Origin of the sequence: Terriglobus roseus DSM 18391, from assembly GCF_000265425.1 — a bacterium.
Classification (GTDB): Bacteria; Acidobacteriota; Terriglobia; order Terriglobales; family Acidobacteriaceae; genus Terriglobus; species Terriglobus roseus.
Window position 1 is genome coordinate 693,020 of the sequence record NC_018014.1, and the last position, 15,780, is coordinate 708,799.

A 15,780-nucleotide genomic window follows, 5' to 3' on the forward strand; every position below is an offset into this window, starting at 1 on the left:
GGGAGTCAACAGCAATCCGAAGGTAGCGGTGGCACTCCCTCCGGCCAGGGGACGGCGTGGGGATCGGATTGGGTTTGATTCGCTTTCTTCTCGCCTGGGGCGCGGTCGTCTCGCTGGCTGCTTCGCTGTTCAGGCGCTGTGCAGGAGTTTCGGGGCGGGAGGACGCAAGGGGACTTCGATCCGCGCTGCTAGACTTTATAGGCCATGCGTCACTTAACTGGAAGCCAGATTCGCGAAGATTTTCTGCGGTTTTTTGAGGAGAAAGGGCACCGTCGTGTCCACTCCTCGTCGCTCGTCCCCCACAACGACCCAACGCTGCTGTTCGCCAACGCCGGCATGAACCAGTTCAAGGACGTCTTCCTGGGCGCGGAACAGCGTGCGTACGTGCGCGCCACCACCTCGCAGAAGTGCGTCCGCGCGGGCGGCAAGCATAACGACCTGGAGAATGTGGGCTTCACGCGCCGTCACCACACCTTCTTCGAGATGCTGGGGAACTTCAGCTTTGGCGACTACTTCAAGCAGGACGCGATCGCCTATGCGTGGGAGCTGCTGACGTCGCCGGACTGGTTCGGGATCGACAAGGACCGGCTGTACGTCACAATCTTCGAGGGTGATGCGCAGACCCCGCGCGACGACGAGGCTGAGCAGTTCTGGCTGGCCGCAGGCGTGCCGAAGAACCGCATCTACGAGCTGGGCGCGAAGGACAACTTCTGGCAGATGGGCGAGACCGGCCCCTGCGGCCCATGCTCGGAGATCTACTTTGATCTGGGTCTTGAGGCGAGCGAGACGGGCGAAGACAAGCCCTTTGGCGAAGACGACCAGCGCTACATGGAGATCTGGAACCTCGTCTTCATGCAGTTTGACCGGCAGGTCAGCGCCGGCGGCGAGGTGGAGTTGCTGCCGCTGCCGAAGCCCAGCATCGATACCGGCATGGGCCTTGAGCGCATCGCGTGCGTGCTGCAAGGCAAGCTTTCGAACTACCAAAGCGATCTGTTTGTGCCGCTGATCGCGAAGGCGATCGAGCTGACCGGCTTCCAGGCGTTGACCGCGGAAGAGGGTGCGGTGGTCGATATGAAGGGCGCTGCGAGCCTGCGGATCATTGCGGATCATGCGCGTGCGGCGACGTTCCTGATTGCCGATGGTGTGAATCCGGCGAATGAAGGCCGCGGCTATGTGCTGCGCAAGATTCTTCGTCGCGGCATTCGTCACGGACGGCTGCTTGGCCAGGAGCAGCCCTTCATGCACCAGATGGTCTATGCCGTTCGCGATGAGATGCAGGTGGCTTATCCCGAACTTGTTGATGTTGCCGATCGTGTTGCGAAGACCGTGCTGCAGGAAGAGCAGCAGTTTGCGCGGACCCTGCAGCTTGGGCTGGTTCGTATGACGAACGAGGTTCTGCAGGATGGCGCTCAGGCGTTTTCGCTGTATGAGACCTTTGGCATGCCGCTCGACTTTATGACCGATGCTGCGCGCGATGCGGGCGTTGCGTTCGACATGGTCGGCTTTGAGCGCGCGAAGGAAGAAGAGCAGGCGCGTGCTCGATCGTCCTGGAAGGGTGGTTCGCAGAAGACGGCGAGCCCGGTCTATCGCGAGCTTGGGAAGACGGAGTTTCTTGGGTACGGCGGTCTTCGTGCCGATGACGCGGTTGTTCTTGCGTTGGTGAAGAACGGTGAAGGCGTCAACGTGCTGATGCCGGGTGATGAGGGTGAGGTGGTGCTTAATCGCACCAGCTTCTACGCGGACTCGGGCGGACAGGTGGGCGATACCGGCTGGTTATATCCCACAGACCACACGGGCGCGCTGGCCGATGTCCATGGCTGCACGAAGCCGGTGCAGGGCGTGTTTGCGCACAAGGTTACGGTGCGCCGGGCGATTGCCGTGGGGGATGTGCTTGACGCCGTGGTCGACGGTGCGGAGCGGGCTGCGACGATTCGGAATCACACGGGAACGCACCTGCTACAGGCGGCGTTGCGCGAGGTGCTGGGAACGCATGTGAAGCAGGCTGGATCGCTGAATAACCGGTCGCGTCTGCGTTTCGACTTCTCGCACTTTACGCAGGTGGCTGACGAAGAGTTGCAGGACGTTGAGGACATCATCAACCGCGAGGTGATGGGGAACACGAAGGTCGAGACCTTTGTGGATGTGCCGATCGACGTGGCGGTGAATGAGTTCAAGGCCACGGCGCTCTTCGGTGAGAAGTATGGCGACAAGGTTCGCGTCGTGAAGATCGGCGACTTCTCCACGGAGCTTTGCGGTGGTATTCATACCACCGCGACGGGTGAGATTGGCCTGATCAAGCTGACGGGCGAATCGTCGGTGTCGAGCGGCATCCGGCGTCTCGAGGCTGTTACGGGCACCGGTTCGCTGGCGGAGTTCCGCCGTGACTTCGATCTGGCAAAGGTTGCGGGATCGCTCATTGGCGGCAGCTCGGAGTATCCGGCGGTTGCGCTGCAGGCGAAGCTGAACGCGCAGGAGGAAGAGCTGAAGAAGCTGCGCCGTGAGTTGGACCAGGCGCGCATGAAGTCGGCGTCGGCTGCAAGTGAGAACGCGGCGGAGTCGGCCATTGAGGTGAAGGGCGTCAAGGTGCTGGCGCAGAAGGTGAGCGGTCTGGATCGCAACCAGATGCGGTCGCTCGCAGATACGCTGCGCAGCCGTCTTGGTTCTGGCGTTGTGGTGCTGGGCGCTGCGACAGAGGATGGCAAGGTTGCGCTGATCGCTGCTGTGACGAAGGATCTGGTGGGCAAGGTGCAGGCGGGCAAGATCGTTGGCGCGTTGGCCGCGAAGGTTGGCGGCAAAGGCGGCGGACGGCCTGATCTTGCAGAGGCGGGTGGCACCGATCCTTCGCAACTGGACGCTGCGCTGGCAGCCGCTGCGGCGACTGTCGGCGACCTCATCGGCTAAGCAGCAACGAACCCACGTCTCAGAATCGAGACGTGGGGCACCCGCTTTTGTCACTTCTCGAGTAGAGTGTTGCCATGCTTGAAGTGCATCCGCCGCATAAGCCTATCCACGGTACGGGCGAATTCTTCCTTCACCTGTTCACCATCACGATCGGCTTGCTGATCGCGGTGGGGATTGAAGCGGGCGTGGAGCGCTGGCACCATCACGAACTGGCCGAAAGTGCACGCGCCAGCATGAACGCAGAGATCCGGCGCAACGCCACCAAGGTGAACGACGCCGTCGCTAACATTGAGAAAGAACAAGATGTCATGCGGCGCAACTCGGATGCCATCGCTGTCGTGCAGTCCGATCCAAAGGGCAAACATGACCTCAACCTGGAGGCCACGTACAACATCACCGGGCTCGACAAGACGGCGTGGCTCACCGCAGGCGCCACGTCCGCGCTCAGCTACATGCCCTACGAGGATGCCAAGAAGTTGAGCGGGATCTACAAGGACATGGATGTCTTCGAGCGCCGGCAGGAGACTATTGCGGTAGATTCGTCTCGCTTCTTCGGCCTCATCGGTCGCTACCAAATTGGCAAGCGAGACGTATCGCAGGAAGCCGCCGACAGCCTGGCAGAAATCTGCGGCGTCTGGCAGGGGGACCTGGTGCAACTTCATATCGCGGCGAAGGTGCTGCAAGAAGAGCAAAACGCTTACCTGCAGGGCCGCGAGCCGTTCCAGAACCTGTCCGAGAAGTACGGCAAGTAGTTACAGTAGCTGGACGAGCTGGATGCTAAAGTGAGAGACCGGATTGGCTGATACAGCTTCGGAGCGATGACGTGGACGATCGGAAGTCACTGGTAACGACGGCGCTGGCGCTTGGCGGCACACTGGGTGTGAGCCTTGTGATCGCCGGCTGGGTGATGGGTTCGCAGATCAAGGCGACCAAGCTCAGCGACCGCTATGTGACGGTCAAAGGCCTTGTCGAGCGCACGGTCAAGTCGGACACCGGCATCTGGAACGTCGCGTTCAAGGAGGCCGGTAACGACCTGCCGCCGGTCTTCGCGAAGAGCCAGGCGGATAAGCAGGCCATCATGGACTTCTTTGCCAAGCAGGGCTTTACGGGGACTGAGGTCTCCGTTGGGCAGATCCAGGTCACGGATACCCAGGCGAACGAGTACGGCGGCAACCAGGCGCGGAATCGCTACATTGTGCAGCAGACCGTTACGCTGACCACGCATGACGTCGACAAGTTGCAGCACGCGGGACAGAACACGGCAGACCTTGTGCAGGCTGGCATCGTGGTTGGTGGCAACCAGTTTGGCGGAGGTTCCGGCATCTCGTACAAGTGGACGGGGCTGAATGCTCTGAAGCCGGACATGATAACGGAGGCGACGCGCAATGCACGCGCCTCCGCCGATCGCTTTGCAGCGGACTCGGGCAGCCACGTGGGCGCGATTCGCACGGCGAATCAGGGAGTCTTCTCCATCTCGGCGGCAGGCCCTGCCGCAAGTACGACGGGCGGCGAAGAGGGTGGCGGCGGTCAGTCTGCGGACTCCACCGTGATGAAGCAGGTCCGCGTCGTTACGACCGTCGACTATTACCTGCAGTAGCTACCAGCAGTGAACAGAGGACGCGCGGCATCCACAGGCCACGCTATCTGAGCAGCAGCCGAAGGGCTGATCCTCTGGCGACAGCTCCGCATAGCATGCGCGACAGCGCTTCCGCTTTGGGTGCAGGACGCTGTTGCTCATCTGTTTCAGCGAAGCCGGCATGTGCGGATGCAGCACCGTGTCGCTGAACGTATGGCCCAGGTTCCGCAGCTTCTGCGGCAACGGCGTGCCGTGTGGATGGGGTTGCTGTGTGTGCTTGAACAGAGACATGGGTAACGTCCTCCGGGGCGTGACCGACATACCTTGCGACATAGTTGTAACGCCGCAAACCCTGCGTTGGCGAGAACTTTTCGGTGCTACCAGCAGCAGCGTTCGCTGAGGGCACGCCAGCAACAGGCGTCCTTGTCCTCACAGCAGCCGTCTTTCGCCTCGTGCGGCAGCAGTTCTGCGTGGCAGACGTGACAGAGGAGGGTTCGCTCGCCCCACAGGCCGCGGCCGTCGTGGTCGCCCAGCATGCCGGATTGCTCCTCAGCCGGCTGATGCGTCTGGGAGTGCATCATCGCGTGGTGTTCCGGGGTGTTTGTGTGTCCAAAGAGGGAAGATGCTCGCCACATACCGCGCGCCCTCCATCGGCGCTGGAATGCACTTGCGAGAGTGTTCTAGTCCCAGGAATGGAGTGTTGGCAAGTCGCGATCAGGGCGTCTTGCAGTGCGAGATGCGGCCTAGGCCAGCTTGCCACCGCGGGTGACGATGCTGAGGCGTTCCGTGGCGAGCGTTCGCCGGGCCTGCATGCGGGCGTGGGTGGCCCATGGTCCCACCGGGTCCAGACGGACGTAGCAGAGCCAGTGACGGAGCGCCCTGCGGCGTTCGCCGGTGCGTTCGTAGGCGAGCGCCAGATTGTAGTGGGCGTCGGCGTACTGCGGCACCAGCTGGATGGCACGGGTGTAGGCGGCGATGGCCTCCGGCAGGCGGCGCAGCTCGTCGAGCACGTTGCCAAGGTCGAAGAAGGCAAGTGCGTAGTCCGGATCGATCTCGGCGGCGGTGCGGTAGCGCTGTTCCGCCTCAGTGAAGCGACGGTCGTTGTAGAGAATGGTGCCGAGGTTAATGGATGCGGCGGCGTGGCGCGGGCAGAGCTCCAGCACCTGCAGGTAGAGCGCGGCGGCCTCGGCCAGGGTCTCGGTCTTCTCTTCGAGCTGCACGGCACGCTGGAAGAACTCCTGCGCCTTTGCCTGGTCGCGCATGACCTGTTCGCGGGGAGGTTCGCGCTTGAGCAGGGAGAGTTCGCGACGGGGCGGTGCGTCGAAGTCGAAGGCAAGCTGCTGCGTCAGTGGATCCAGAAGAGCGCCACTGTGCCGGAAGACGAGCCGTGTGCCGCGCGAGACCGGTGCGGCCTCATGCAGGGGGTCGGCCATGCCGGCGATGCGCTGCATGGCTTCGACGGAGCTACGGATGGACCGGACGGTCAGGCGCTGCTCGCGCAGGTCACGCAGACTGCGCATGCCCGCGAGGTCGCGAATACTGAACTCGGTGGCGTTAGCGGAGATCAGGCCGGCACGCTGCCATGCCGCGATCTGCTTCTCAGGGACGCGTAGGATACGCGCCGCGTCCTGCCGCGAGTAGAGGGTAACAGGCGCTGTCATTGCCGGCATCGTCTGCGCTCCTGGCCGCACGCACGGCGGGGGAAATCCCCGCGGACAGCGACCATGTGCCGAGTATGATGCCGCACCACACGGTAAGCAAGACGTTGTGAAGCACAGAAAGCAGAATCTAGTGGATAACTTGTACCTGACTCGATACTTTTTATTTCCCGCGGATTACAGACAGGGTTTTCCACGGATTCGTGGCCCGCGACAGAGCCTTGCGCGCGTCTGAGTCAGACGGAAAAGCGAGAGAGGGAACGGGAGGCCGGAGGGACTTCCACCGTTTGCGTTGCGGATGGGTGAGGCCTTAATGGAGCCGACGAACGGACTTGAACCGTTTGCGCTTCGCGAGTGTGAGGCCTAAGTGGAGCCGACGAACGGACTTGAACCGTTTGCGCTTCGCGTGTGTGAGGCCTTAATGGAGCCGACGAACGGACTTGAACCGTTTGCGCTTCGCGAGTGTGAGGCCTAAGTGGAGCCGACGAACGGACTTGAACCGTTTGCGCTTCGCGTGTGTGAGGCCTTAATGGAGCCGACGAACGGACTTGAACCGTTTGCGCTTCGCGTGTGTGAGGCCTTAATGGAGCCGACGAACGGACTTGAACCGTTTGCGCTTCGCGTGTGTGAGGCCTTAATGGAGCCGACGAACGGACTTGAACCGTTTGCGCTTCGGGTGTGTGAGGCCTTAATGGAGCCGACGAACGGACTTGAACCGTTTGCGCTTCGCGTGTGTGAGGCCTTAATGGAGCCGACGAACGGACTTGAACCGTTGACCTGCTGATTACGAATCAGCTGCTCTACCAACTGAGCTACGTCGGCCTCGTTGTTGATTCTAACTGGCGTTGGCCGATGGTGCAAAAGTGGTTGTGGATGGAAGGACCGACTTGCTTCTCAGACGTATCTTTCTGCATTTCGTGACTTCATGCGACGCATCGGATGACGCTGGCGCCAGGGCTGTCCCGTATCACAATCGCGGGACGTAGGGTGTCCGGCTGAGGCGTCCGCAGCGATGCTCAGACACGAAAAGGCCGCCCGTCAAACGGGCGGCCTTTTCTTCAGGGAGAATAGTCCGGACGGAGGCAAAGCCATCTGAACTTTCTGGCGAAAGTCTATGGCTCGCCCTCGGGCAGTGTCAAGAATAATCGCAAGCCTCGCAAAATCATGCACTTGCAGTTAGAAAGCGGAGTTGCCCGTTACTTGACATTTCGCCGTTTATTCGCTTAGGCGGGTACCCGCAGAACGTTACTGCAGCTTGCGATCGGCGGGTCCACGGAGGCCGAGGCTGATGACCTCAATGTCGTCCATGGTTGAGATTGGCTTACCGCGCGCCTTGCGGATGGCAGCACGCCCGCCGCCGAAGACGATGCCGAGGGCCAGTGCTGCGCCCACCATCACGATGACGAAGATCATGATCTGCACCATGACGCTGGCGGCTTGGGAGACCTTGAACTGCTCCATATAGCCTTCGGGTTTATTCCAGCTGATGTTCGCTTCGTACTTCACGCTATCGACCATGCGTGATGCCTGCCGCGCCGCGAAGCCACCGGCTGCGATCGCGACGATGGGACCGGAGCGCGCGGCCTTTGGGTCGCCCGTGAGGAATGATGCGGGCAGTGACTTGTCGTCGATGGCCTTCTCAATCGCGCGCAGGCGGTCGCCCGCAATGGTGGGCGTGGGATAGAAGATCATGGTCAGCAGGCCGGTGCCGGATTTGCCGCCGTGATAGCGCGCGGTGATGATCTCCGGGCTCTTGCTGAAGTCGATAACGCCGGCCGGCAGGCTGCCGCCTTCCGCCGCGTAGGTCAGCGATCCAACGGCGTAGTGCAGGCTGTCCTTCTCAAGGCCTTCCTGCGGCAGGCGTGTGGGCAGCAGTGGATGCGCGCCCTTCGCCCCGGTGGGCTTAGGCAGCATGCCCACGAGTTCGTTGAAGCTGCTGGCGGAGATGGGCTTGGTGCCGGCCGGTGCAATCTGGACCAGTGTGTCGCCCTGCCAGAAGATCATGGTGCCGGAGGAGATGGAGCAGTCGACACCCAGGCTGTTGCCACCCGCGCATGGGCGCATCTGCGGCGTACGCATGAGTGTGTAGGCGCTGTAGGCGCCGGTGGCATCGGCGAACTCCGTGGCGGAGATGACGGAGGCATTGCCCTCGGCCTCGTACTTTTTCGCGTCGCTCCGCTTGACGATGAGTTCGGTGGCGACGCCCTCGGCCAGGTGGATGCTGTTGTCTGCGGGGCCGCTTGCCTGCCACTCGCCGAACTTATCCGGCAGCAGTGGCGCGGGAGGCGTGACGACGGTGGTGGCGGCGGGCGTGGATGCGGGAGCCTGCGCGTGTGCGACCAACGGCGCAGCCAGTGCGGCCAGCAGAGCGAGTTTTGCGGAAAAACGGACCATAACAAGGGTGAGACTACCACCGGGAGCCCTGCGGTAGCAGGAGTCTCCGCGCCAGCCATAGACTTACAGGGATGAAAGCTACTGTCGCACAGATTGGCTCCGTGTTGTTTGATACCGCTGCAACCATGACACGGGTGGAGCACTGGTGCCGCGCGGCTGCGGATCTAGGTGCGGAGCTGGTCGTCTTTCCGGAGGCGCTGCTGGGCGGCTATCCCAAGTTGCAGAGCTTTGGCGCGACGGTGGGCCAGCGCACCGAGGCGGGACGCGATCTCTTCCTGCGGTACTTTCGCGCCGCCATCGATTGTCCGGGTGCGGAGACGGTGCGCCTTGCGGAGCTGTCGCGAGAGCTAAAGCTGCACATCGTGATCGGTGTGATCGAACGCGACCTGGGCACACTGTACTGCAGCAGCCTGTTGTTCACGCCGGAGGGCGGGCTTGCCGCGAAGCACCGGAAGCTGATGCCTACGGCGAGTGAGCGGCTGCTGTGGGGCCAGGGCGATGGGACGACGATGCAGGTGGTCGCCACGGACGTTGGGCGCCTCGGCACCGCGATCTGCTGGGAGAACTACATGCCGCTGTATCGGCAGCACCTGTACGCGCAGGGTGTGGAGTTGTGGTGCGCGCCCACGGTCGACAGCCGAGAGATGTGGCAAACAAGTATGCGGCACATCGCCTATGAGGGCCGCTGCTTTGTGCTGAGCGCCTGTCACTGGCTGACGAAAGAGGACTGGCCTGAGGATCTTCGGGTGGAGGGTGGCACGATCGACGGTGGCAGTCTCATCGTCGCGCCCAGCGGCGACGTGATTGCCGGACCGCTGAAGGGCGAGGGGCTGCTGGTGGCGGAGATCGATCTGGACCAGATTCCGCGAGGCAAGTTCGACCTGGACGTTGCAGGACATTACAGTCGGCCGGATGTCTTCGATCTGAAGGTGCGGACGAGCTAGTAGCCGCGCGAGTCCTGCTTGGCGGTGCTTGCGACGCGCACGCCTCCGCCGCTGAGACCGCTGGTGTACTGCGCGACGCCCTTGAAGATCGACTGGGCGACCCGCTCCCGGTACTCCGGTGTGCGGAGCTGCGCGGCGTCCCTGCCGTTGGTGACGAAGCTGATCTCGGTGAGGATGGACGGCATGTTGGCACCGATCAGAACGACGAAGGGCGCCTTCTTCACGCCGCGATTCTTCAGGCCTTCGTTGCCTTTGTGCAGGCCCTCGAAGAGGGACTGTTCGACGTCGGAAGCGAACTCGCGCGACTCGTCGATCTTGTCCTTCAGCGTGATCTTCTTCACCAGATCGGCGAGCTGGTGAACGGACTGGTCGCTGACGGCGTTTTCGCGGGCGGCCACGTCCAGCGCGTCGGGCTGCGAGGTGAAGTTGAGGTAGTAGGTCTCAACGCCGCGGGCGGTCTCGTCCTGGCTGCTGTTGGCGTGGACGCTGATGAAGAGGTCGGCCTCTGCCTTGTTGGCGATGGCGGTGCGCGTTTCGAGCGGGATGAAGGTGTCGTCGCTGCGGGTGTAGATGACCTGTGCGCCCAGCTTGTCCTGCAGTAGCTTGCCCAGGCGCAGCGCGACGTCGAGGACGACGTCCTTTTCCATGATGCCGCCGGCGCCGATGGTGCCGCTGTCGTGGCCGCCGTGGCCTGCGTCGATGACGATGCGGCCGATCTTGAGGCCGAGCGCGCGCTGCAGGGTGCGCTCGCCATCCGAGGTTGGTGCGGCCACGTGACCGGGAGTGGCCGCGATCGTTGGAGCATCATTGCCGCGCTTGCCCTTCTTGTTTATGAGCGGTGGTGCAGGAGCGCGGGGAAGGTCCGAGATGACGGCGATGGGTTGCGATGTGGGCTGGGCGGTGGCCCGCTGGTTGTCGGGTTGATTGCTCAGGGCCGCGACTTCTCTGCCGCTGGTGGTGCGCGATGCAACGGTGCTGGGAACGGCCGAGGTATCCTGCGGCACCGGTGCCGGTGGCAGGTAGTTGCCGCTGGAGGACATGACCGCACCGCCGCCAACGCGGTCGACGGATCCTTGAATGACCGATGGCGACCTCAACATATCCGTGCCGTTCATCCTTCGTGACGCGGTGGTCTGCTGTGACGCTGTGGCGGCGGGCGCGTCTGTTGCTGAGCTCTTCGCGCCGCCATGGATGTCGATGATGAGCCGGTAGGGGTTCGGCAGCAGGAAGGCTGAGTACTCGGTGACGTCGTTCACATCGAGCACGATGCGCGTCATGTCGTTCGAGTACTGGGCTGCGCGGATGCGCTTGAGGAAGCCGTCGTCGGTCACAGTGAAACTCTTGCCGCTCAGTTCCTGGGCGAGTCGCGTGCCGTGAAGGTCGAAGTAGATGCGGTCCGGGCCGGGGACACGTGCGGCCTCATACTGCACCTCGTCGCCCAGGTCGATGGCGACGCGCGTGTAGGTGGGCGTGGACCAGTGACGGATGGCGGAGACGGTGGCAAGGCCGCTCTTCGTGTGCGCGGGCACGTTGGCGCTGGCGTCCTGTACTGGCGCGCCTGTGCGCTTCGCCGATGTCGCTACGGGCGAGGCCACCACAATGGGCTGGCTGGCGCTGCCTTGCGAGGCGGCGAGGCTTGCCTCTGCATGCACTTCCGGCGGCACGGCGTTGGCGTTGACGCCGGTGGTACTGGAGGCCGCGCGGCTGGTCGTGGGCATTGCCGGTAGTTGTGAGGTGGCGGTCTGAACCGGGGCTGGCGCTGTGAGCGGCGCGGGAAGCACGCCGGCGCGCAGGCTCTTCAACGCGGCCTGTGCTTCGTCAATGTGTGACGACTGCGGATACTCCTCGACGAACGCGCCGTATTTGGTGCGTGCCAGCTTCACGTCGCGCATGCGATCGGCAGCGACGTGGGCCTCTTCGAGCAGGGCAGCGATGCGGAAGGACGAGCGCGGGTACTGCGTCCGAAGAAATTCAAACTGGCCGATCGATGCGGTCAGCATCCGCGTGTCGTGCACTGCCGTTCCTTCGTCGGCGAGGAGGAGGCCGACGTTGTAGATGGATTCCGGCGCGTGCAGATCTGCGGGATTGCCGTGATAGATCATGCGGTAGGCATCCATGACGGTGCTGTAGTCTTCGCGCGTGCGCTGCTCGGGAGCGATCTCGAACAACTGCTGACGAGCGGCTTCAGCGATCTGCCACGGTGTCAGTTCGACTGGCTTTTTTGCGGATCTCGTCGTTGTTCTAGAGGAACGGGATGTCTGGGCGATCACGCATGAGGCCGCCAGCGGCAGCAATGTCGCAAGCAGCACGAGCCGCGCGCCTCGGGATGGAACTAAGAGGGCCAAACCGCCCTCAGTTTACCGAGGTGCGTACCCTGGTCCCGGTGCAAAACGGGCGGGGTAGCTCCGGCGGTACCCAAAGAGGGCTAAATTGTCGAAGGATTTCACGAGAGACTGAGAAGGGCGCGCCAATGGCGCGCCCTTCTAAAACGAGTGATCCGAAGGCGTTACGCTTCGGCTGCCGGCGACTCTTCGATGGCAGCTTCAGCGGTCTTCTTCACTGGCGCTGGCTCGGGCTTTTTCGTCGGCGCGATGATGGCGTGCAGCGTGGTGCCTTCCATGCGCGGCATGAATTCGACTATACCTGCTGCGCCGATGTCCATGATGAGGCGGTTGACGATCTTGTAGCCCAGGTCGCGGTGCGCCATCTGGCGGCCACGGAAGCGGAGCGAAGCCTTGACCTTGTCGCCTTCACCCAGAAAGCGGACGGCCTGGTTCTTCTTCGTCTGGTAGTCATGCTCGTCTACGGTGACCGAGAACTTGACTTCCTTGATGACGATAACCTTCTGCTTCTTGCGTGCAGCGCGGTCGCTCTTGTCCTTCTCGTACAGATACTTGCCGTAGTCCTGGATGCGGCAGACGGGCGGTGCGGCGTTGGGCGAGATCTCCACCAGGTCGAGCGAACGCTCACGCGCAATCTTCAGTGCGTCGAACGGCGCCATGATGCCGAGCTGTTCGCCATTTTCGTCGATGACGCGGATTTCGCGCGCGCGAATCTTTTCGTTGGTGCGAATGAAAGACTTGATGGCTCGCTTGTCGGTAAACGGTGGAATAGTGCGCCTCCGCAGCGCTCGCTGCTGACTGGTCGCTCCACGATGGAGCGCACCCGTTCTGCGGCGCTGCATCCTTGAGTATACATTGGCGTGTTGGATCGCAATGTGTACGGTATAAAACGCAGGGTATTTCATGCCCGTCCGCGCTTGTTTCTCGACGCCCGGAGCAGTAACTTTGGCGGTGGACTATTTCACAAGAGAGTATGCTTGCCATCGGTGCGTGCTGGCCGATGAAGTGCGGGCGCCAAAGATATTAGGAGACACAGAGATCCATGAAGCGTCGCATCCTGTTGGTCGATGATGAAGTTGCTGTTTTGCTGACCTTGAAGGCCGTGCTGGAAATCAGCGGCTTCGATGTGGACACCGCCACCTCCGCGCGCGAAGGCAAGAGCCGCCTGCGCCATCGCGAATACGAGATGGTGATCACGGATATGCGCATGGAAGATGAACATGCTGGCGCTGACGTGATCGCGGCCGCGAAAGAAGCACCGTATAACCCGGCGATCGCGCTGCTGACCGCATTCCCGGTCGATGATGAGAGCCTGACCACAATGGGCGCGGACAAGATGCTGGTGAAGCCCATGCACACGCGCATCCTGCTGCAGCAGTTGGAGGCGTTGTTCGCGCGCCACACGGCCGCGAAGGAGAAGGCTGCCGCAAAGACTCCAGTGAAGTCGGCTGCGAAGAAGTCTGCTGCGGTCGTGAAGAAATCGGCCACCGCACCGGCGAAGAAGACCGCACCGGTGAAGTCTGTCGCCAAGAAGATCGCGCCGGCAAAAGCTGTTGCCAAGAAGGCAGCGCCTGCAAAGGCTGCAGTGAAGAGGTCGGCTCCGGCGAAGGTTGCGAAGAAGGCAGCTCCTGCAAAAGCCGCGAAGAAGGCACCTGCAAAGAAGTAATGCGGTTCGAGTCATCGCAGAACAAAGGGCACCCAACGGGTGCCCTTGTTTTGCTTTATGCCAGAGCGGGAGCTTTAGTGCGGGCTGTGGTTCTTGATGTAGCTGCGCAACGCCAGGTTGATTTCGAGGGCCTTGGTGGTGCCGCTGTCGAGCATGCGCAGCCAGTCGCTGGCGGGTGACTTGAGGTCGGCTGTGCTGAGCAAATAGCCTGTCTGCACAATGATTTCGAGCGCGTTGCTGAGGTCGTGAGCCAGCTTACGAATCTCGAGTGCCAGGTCTTCCGGAATTACGGCGTCCGTCGCGGAAGAGGTCGGCAACGGGTTCGGCTGGGTCATAGCAGGAGTTCCCCTTGAGCAGGCATGCGGCACTGCTCAATCTTAAGATTGTGTCGCGTTGGATGCAGCTTACTGCCAGTGGGTTGAATGCGCATCAACAGATCGAGTTCCAGTTTGGAACAGCATTTGAATCGTCTCAGTGCGAGTTCAGCATTCGAGGGTTTCGAGGAGCGAAAATGTCACTCGTATTTGACATAGCCTCAACACTTTGGGACACTGATCAAGCTGCAAGCGAAGTTCGGCTCTGCCAGAATCGCTCCCGTGCCGAAATGGCGGAATTGGCAGACGCGCGTGGTTCAGGTCCACGTACTCGCAAGGGTGTGGAGGTTCGAGTCCTCTTTTCGGCACCAATACATCTCAAAGGCGCGATGCTCCGGCATCGCGCCTTTGCTTTTGCATCGGGTTTAGCATGGACGGGATGACCAGTACGGAGACACACCTCGATCGCATCCTGGCGCTGACGCGCGTTGACCTGCCGTTGCGCCGTTCGCCGGAGCGCGACCGCCTGATGGAGACCATGGCGGCTGCGCACGAGCCGCGCGGATTTGCTGCGGCTCTGCGCAACGCTGCGGTGACCCGGCCTGCGGTGATTGCGGAGCTGAAGAAGGCATCGCCGTCGAAAGGTCTGATCCGCCCCACGTTTCGTCCCGCTGAGCTGGCTGCGCAACTGGAGCAGGGTGGTGCTGCCTGCCTGTCCGTGCTGACGGACGAGCCTTTCTTTCAGGGCAGCCTCGAGTACCTGAAGGCGGCTTCGGAGAACACGCTGCTGCCTTGCCTGCGGAAGGACTTTATCGTCGATGAGTTCCAGATCCTGGAGGCGAGGGCGTATGGCGCCGATGCGATTCTGCTGATCGTTGCGGCGTTGAATGATGCGGAGCTGAAGCACCTGCGTGGTGTGGCTCGCGGCATGGGGCTGGATGTGTTGTGCGAGGTGCATGATCGCGCGGAACTGGATCGCGCGCTGCCGCTGGACTGCGAGATGGTGGGCGTGAACAGCCGCAACCTGAGGACGTTCGAGGTGAACTCTGCTGAGGCGGAGAAGCTGGCGCACCTGTTGCCTGCGGATGTGATCCGTGTTGCGGAGAGCGGCATTGGCTCGCGTGCGGATATACGCCGCATGACCGCTGCGGGTTACAACGCCTTCCTGATCGGCGAGACGCTGATGCGCGCGCCGAACCCGGGCGATGCGCTGCTGGCGCTGCTGCAGCCGGGCGTGGCAGAGATCGCATCCGCTTCGATCGCGGAGTAAGCGCGCCATGTGGATCAAGATCTGCGGGAATACTCGGCTGGAAGACTGTGTTGTTGCCGCCGAAGCAGGCGCCGATGCTGTTGGGTTCATCTTCGCCTCGGGCAAGCGATTGATTACGGCACAGGACGCACGTGCGATTACGTCGGAACTGCCTGAAACGCTGGAGACCATCGGTGTCTTCACACAGACGAACGCTGCGCAGATCCTGGCGACGGCCGCTGCCGCTGGCATCACCGGCATCCAGCTTCATAGCGCTTTCGATCCGAGGCGTGCCGCGATCATTCGCCGGCAGTTTCCGAAGACGAAGGGGCGGATGCGGGTGCTGCAGGTGGTGCATTGGTTGACCGATGTTTCGGCGGAGACGCAGATGGAACGCTTCCGTGTGGAGTGCAAAGCGATTGCTGCTTCGGGACTGGCGGATGCTTTGCTGGTGGATTCGCGGACGGCGGAGGCGAGTGGTGGGACTGGTGTGACGTTTGATTGGAGCGCTGCTGCTTCGGCCCTGCAGGGGCTGTCATTGCCGGTGATTGTTGCGGGTGGGCTTCGGCCCGAGAATGTTGGTCCTGCGATTGAGGCTCTTCATCCTGATGGTGTGGATACTTCGAGTGGTGTGGAAGTATCGCCTGGGGTTAAGGATCATGACCGGGTTCGGGCTTTTGTTGGGGTTGTTCGGGGGTAATCCCGTTCGGGGATCCCGGTTGGTCTTGGTCGCGCT

At 62.1% G+C, this 15,780-nt stretch carries 14 protein-coding genes and 2 tRNA genes; 8 read left to right on the plus strand and 8 right to left on the minus strand.

The features are described 5' to 3' along the window. Positions 1-204: 204 nt before the first annotated feature. The 3 genes from alaS (at position 205) to TERRO_RS03050 (ending at position 4,498) form a co-directional block, all read left to right on the plus strand. Positions 205-2,901 (plus strand): alanine--tRNA ligase, encoded by a 2,697-nt coding sequence (gene alaS, locus TERRO_RS03040; RefSeq protein WP_014784532.1) that lies wholly within the window; start codon positions 205-207, stop codon positions 2,899-2,901. Between the two features lie 74 nt (positions 2,902-2,975). Next, complete coding sequence (locus TERRO_RS21775) at positions 2,976-3,653, plus strand: hypothetical protein (RefSeq protein ID WP_014784533.1); 678 nt, start codon at positions 2,976-2,978, stop codon at positions 3,651-3,653. A gap of 71 nt (positions 3,654-3,724) precedes the next feature. Then, positions 3,725-4,498, plus strand: coding sequence for an SIMPL domain-containing protein (locus TERRO_RS03050; RefSeq protein WP_014784534.1), 774 nt, complete (start codon positions 3,725-3,727; stop codon positions 4,496-4,498). On the opposite strand, the gene TERRO_RS03055 is transcribed toward TERRO_RS03050, so the two are convergent. The 5 genes from TERRO_RS03055 to TERRO_RS03075 form a co-directional block, all read right to left on the minus strand. Then, complete coding sequence (locus tag TERRO_RS03055; RefSeq protein ID WP_014784535.1) at positions 4,499-4,768, minus strand: hypothetical protein; 270 nt, start codon at positions 4,766-4,768, stop codon at positions 4,499-4,501. 86 nt (positions 4,769-4,854) lie between these two features. Then, positions 4,855-5,112: a hypothetical protein gene (locus tag TERRO_RS03060; protein WP_014784536.1), complete on the minus strand. Its 258-nt coding sequence runs from the start codon at positions 5,110-5,112 to the stop codon at positions 4,855-4,857. A 108-nt stretch (positions 5,113-5,220) separates the two neighbouring features. Further along, the gene (locus TERRO_RS03065; protein ID WP_014784537.1) at positions 5,221-6,147 is read right to left on the minus strand and encodes a tetratricopeptide repeat protein; all 927 of its coding nucleotides are present in this window, start codon (positions 6,145-6,147) and stop codon (positions 5,221-5,223) included. 734 nt (positions 6,148-6,881) lie between these two features. Then, positions 6,882-6,957 (minus strand) — tRNA-Thr (locus tag TERRO_RS03070). A 423-nt stretch (positions 6,958-7,380) separates the two neighbouring features. Beyond that, entirely contained in the window at positions 7,381-8,529 is a 1,149-nt protein-coding gene (locus TERRO_RS03075) for a DUF6599 family protein (RefSeq protein ID WP_014784538.1), read from the minus strand. Positions 8,530-8,600: 71 nt separating this feature from the next. On the opposite strand from TERRO_RS03075, the gene TERRO_RS03080 reads away from it, so the two are divergent. Continuing rightward, complete coding sequence (locus tag TERRO_RS03080; protein ID WP_014784539.1) at positions 8,601-9,473, plus strand: carbon-nitrogen hydrolase family protein; 873 nt, start codon at positions 8,601-8,603, stop codon at positions 9,471-9,473. Here TERRO_RS03080 and TERRO_RS03085 read toward each other — a convergent pair. After that, positions 9,470-11,782 carry an N-acetylmuramoyl-L-alanine amidase gene (locus TERRO_RS03085; RefSeq protein ID WP_014784540.1) on the minus strand — a complete coding sequence of 771 codons (2,313 nt, stop codon included), beginning with the start codon at positions 11,780-11,782 and terminating at the stop codon, positions 9,470-9,472. The two genes, TERRO_RS03080 and TERRO_RS03085, sit on opposite strands and share 4 nt — an antisense overlap. Positions 11,783-11,979: 197 nt before the next feature. Continuing rightward, positions 11,980-12,657 (minus strand): translation initiation factor IF-3, encoded by a 678-nt coding sequence (infC, locus tag TERRO_RS21780; RefSeq protein ID WP_081490578.1) that lies wholly within the window; start codon positions 12,655-12,657, stop codon positions 11,980-11,982. Between the two features lie 200 nt (positions 12,658-12,857). Here infC and TERRO_RS03095 point away from each other — a divergent pair, with 200 nt between their 5' ends. Further along, positions 12,858-13,481: a response regulator gene (locus tag TERRO_RS03095; protein ID WP_014784542.1), complete on the plus strand. Its 624-nt coding sequence runs from the start codon at positions 12,858-12,860 to the stop codon at positions 13,479-13,481. 74 nt (positions 13,482-13,555) lie between these two features. Here TERRO_RS03095 and TERRO_RS03100 read toward each other — a convergent pair whose 3' ends face one another. Then, on the minus strand, positions 13,556-13,816 hold the full coding sequence (locus TERRO_RS03100; protein WP_014784543.1) for a hypothetical protein: 261 nt from the start codon (positions 13,814-13,816) through the stop codon (positions 13,556-13,558). A 263-nt stretch (positions 13,817-14,079) separates the two neighbouring features. Between TERRO_RS03100 and TERRO_RS03105 the strand changes: the two genes are divergently transcribed. From TERRO_RS03105 to TERRO_RS03115, 3 genes are all read left to right on the plus strand, one after another. Next, positions 14,080-14,166, plus strand: a tRNA-Leu gene (locus TERRO_RS03105). A gap of 68 nt (positions 14,167-14,234) precedes the next feature. Continuing rightward, on the plus strand, positions 14,235-15,065 hold the full coding sequence (gene trpC, locus TERRO_RS03110) for an indole-3-glycerol phosphate synthase TrpC (protein WP_014784544.1): 831 nt from the start codon (positions 14,235-14,237) through the stop codon (positions 15,063-15,065). Positions 15,066-15,072: 7 nt separating this feature from the next. Then, on the plus strand, positions 15,073-15,744 hold the full coding sequence (locus TERRO_RS03115) for a phosphoribosylanthranilate isomerase (RefSeq protein ID WP_014784545.1): 672 nt from the start codon (positions 15,073-15,075) through the stop codon (positions 15,742-15,744). Positions 15,745-15,780: the final 36 nt, after the last annotated feature.

What these genes read in the sequence shown, in the direction of transcription:
- alaS (WP_014784532.1), top strand. Translation starts at nt 205, where the DNA reads ATGCGTCACTTAACTGGAAGCCAGATTCGCGAAGATTTTCTGCGGTTT.
- TERRO_RS21775 (WP_014784533.1), top strand. Translation starts at nt 2,976, where the DNA reads ATGCTTGAAGTGCATCCGCCGCATAAGCCTATCCACGGTACGGGCGAA.
- TERRO_RS03055 (WP_014784535.1), bottom strand. Translation starts at nt 4,768, where the DNA reads ATGTCTCTGTTCAAGCACACACAGCAACCCCATCCACACGGCACGCCG.
- TERRO_RS03060 (WP_014784536.1), bottom strand. Translation starts at nt 5,112, where the DNA reads ATGTGGCGAGCATCTTCCCTCTTTGGACACACAAACACCCCGGAACAC.
- TERRO_RS03065 (WP_014784537.1), bottom strand. Translation starts at nt 6,147, where the DNA reads ATGCCGGCAATGACAGCGCCTGTTACCCTCTACTCGCGGCAGGACGCG.
- TERRO_RS03075 (WP_014784538.1), bottom strand. Translation starts at nt 8,529, where the DNA reads ATGGTCCGTTTTTCCGCAAAACTCGCTCTGCTGGCCGCACTGGCTGCG.
- TERRO_RS03080 (WP_014784539.1), top strand. Translation starts at nt 8,601, where the DNA reads ATGAAAGCTACTGTCGCACAGATTGGCTCCGTGTTGTTTGATACCGCT.
- infC (WP_081490578.1), bottom strand. Translation starts at nt 12,657, where the DNA reads ATGCAGCGCCGCAGAACGGGTGCGCTCCATCGTGGAGCGACCAGTCAG.
- TERRO_RS03095 (WP_014784542.1), top strand. Translation starts at nt 12,858, where the DNA reads ATGAAGCGTCGCATCCTGTTGGTCGATGATGAAGTTGCTGTTTTGCTG.
- TERRO_RS03100 (WP_014784543.1), bottom strand. Translation starts at nt 13,816, where the DNA reads ATGACCCAGCCGAACCCGTTGCCGACCTCTTCCGCGACGGACGCCGTA.
- trpC (WP_014784544.1), top strand. Translation starts at nt 14,235, where the DNA reads ATGACCAGTACGGAGACACACCTCGATCGCATCCTGGCGCTGACGCGC.
- TERRO_RS03115 (WP_014784545.1), top strand. Translation starts at nt 15,073, where the DNA reads ATGTGGATCAAGATCTGCGGGAATACTCGGCTGGAAGACTGTGTTGTT.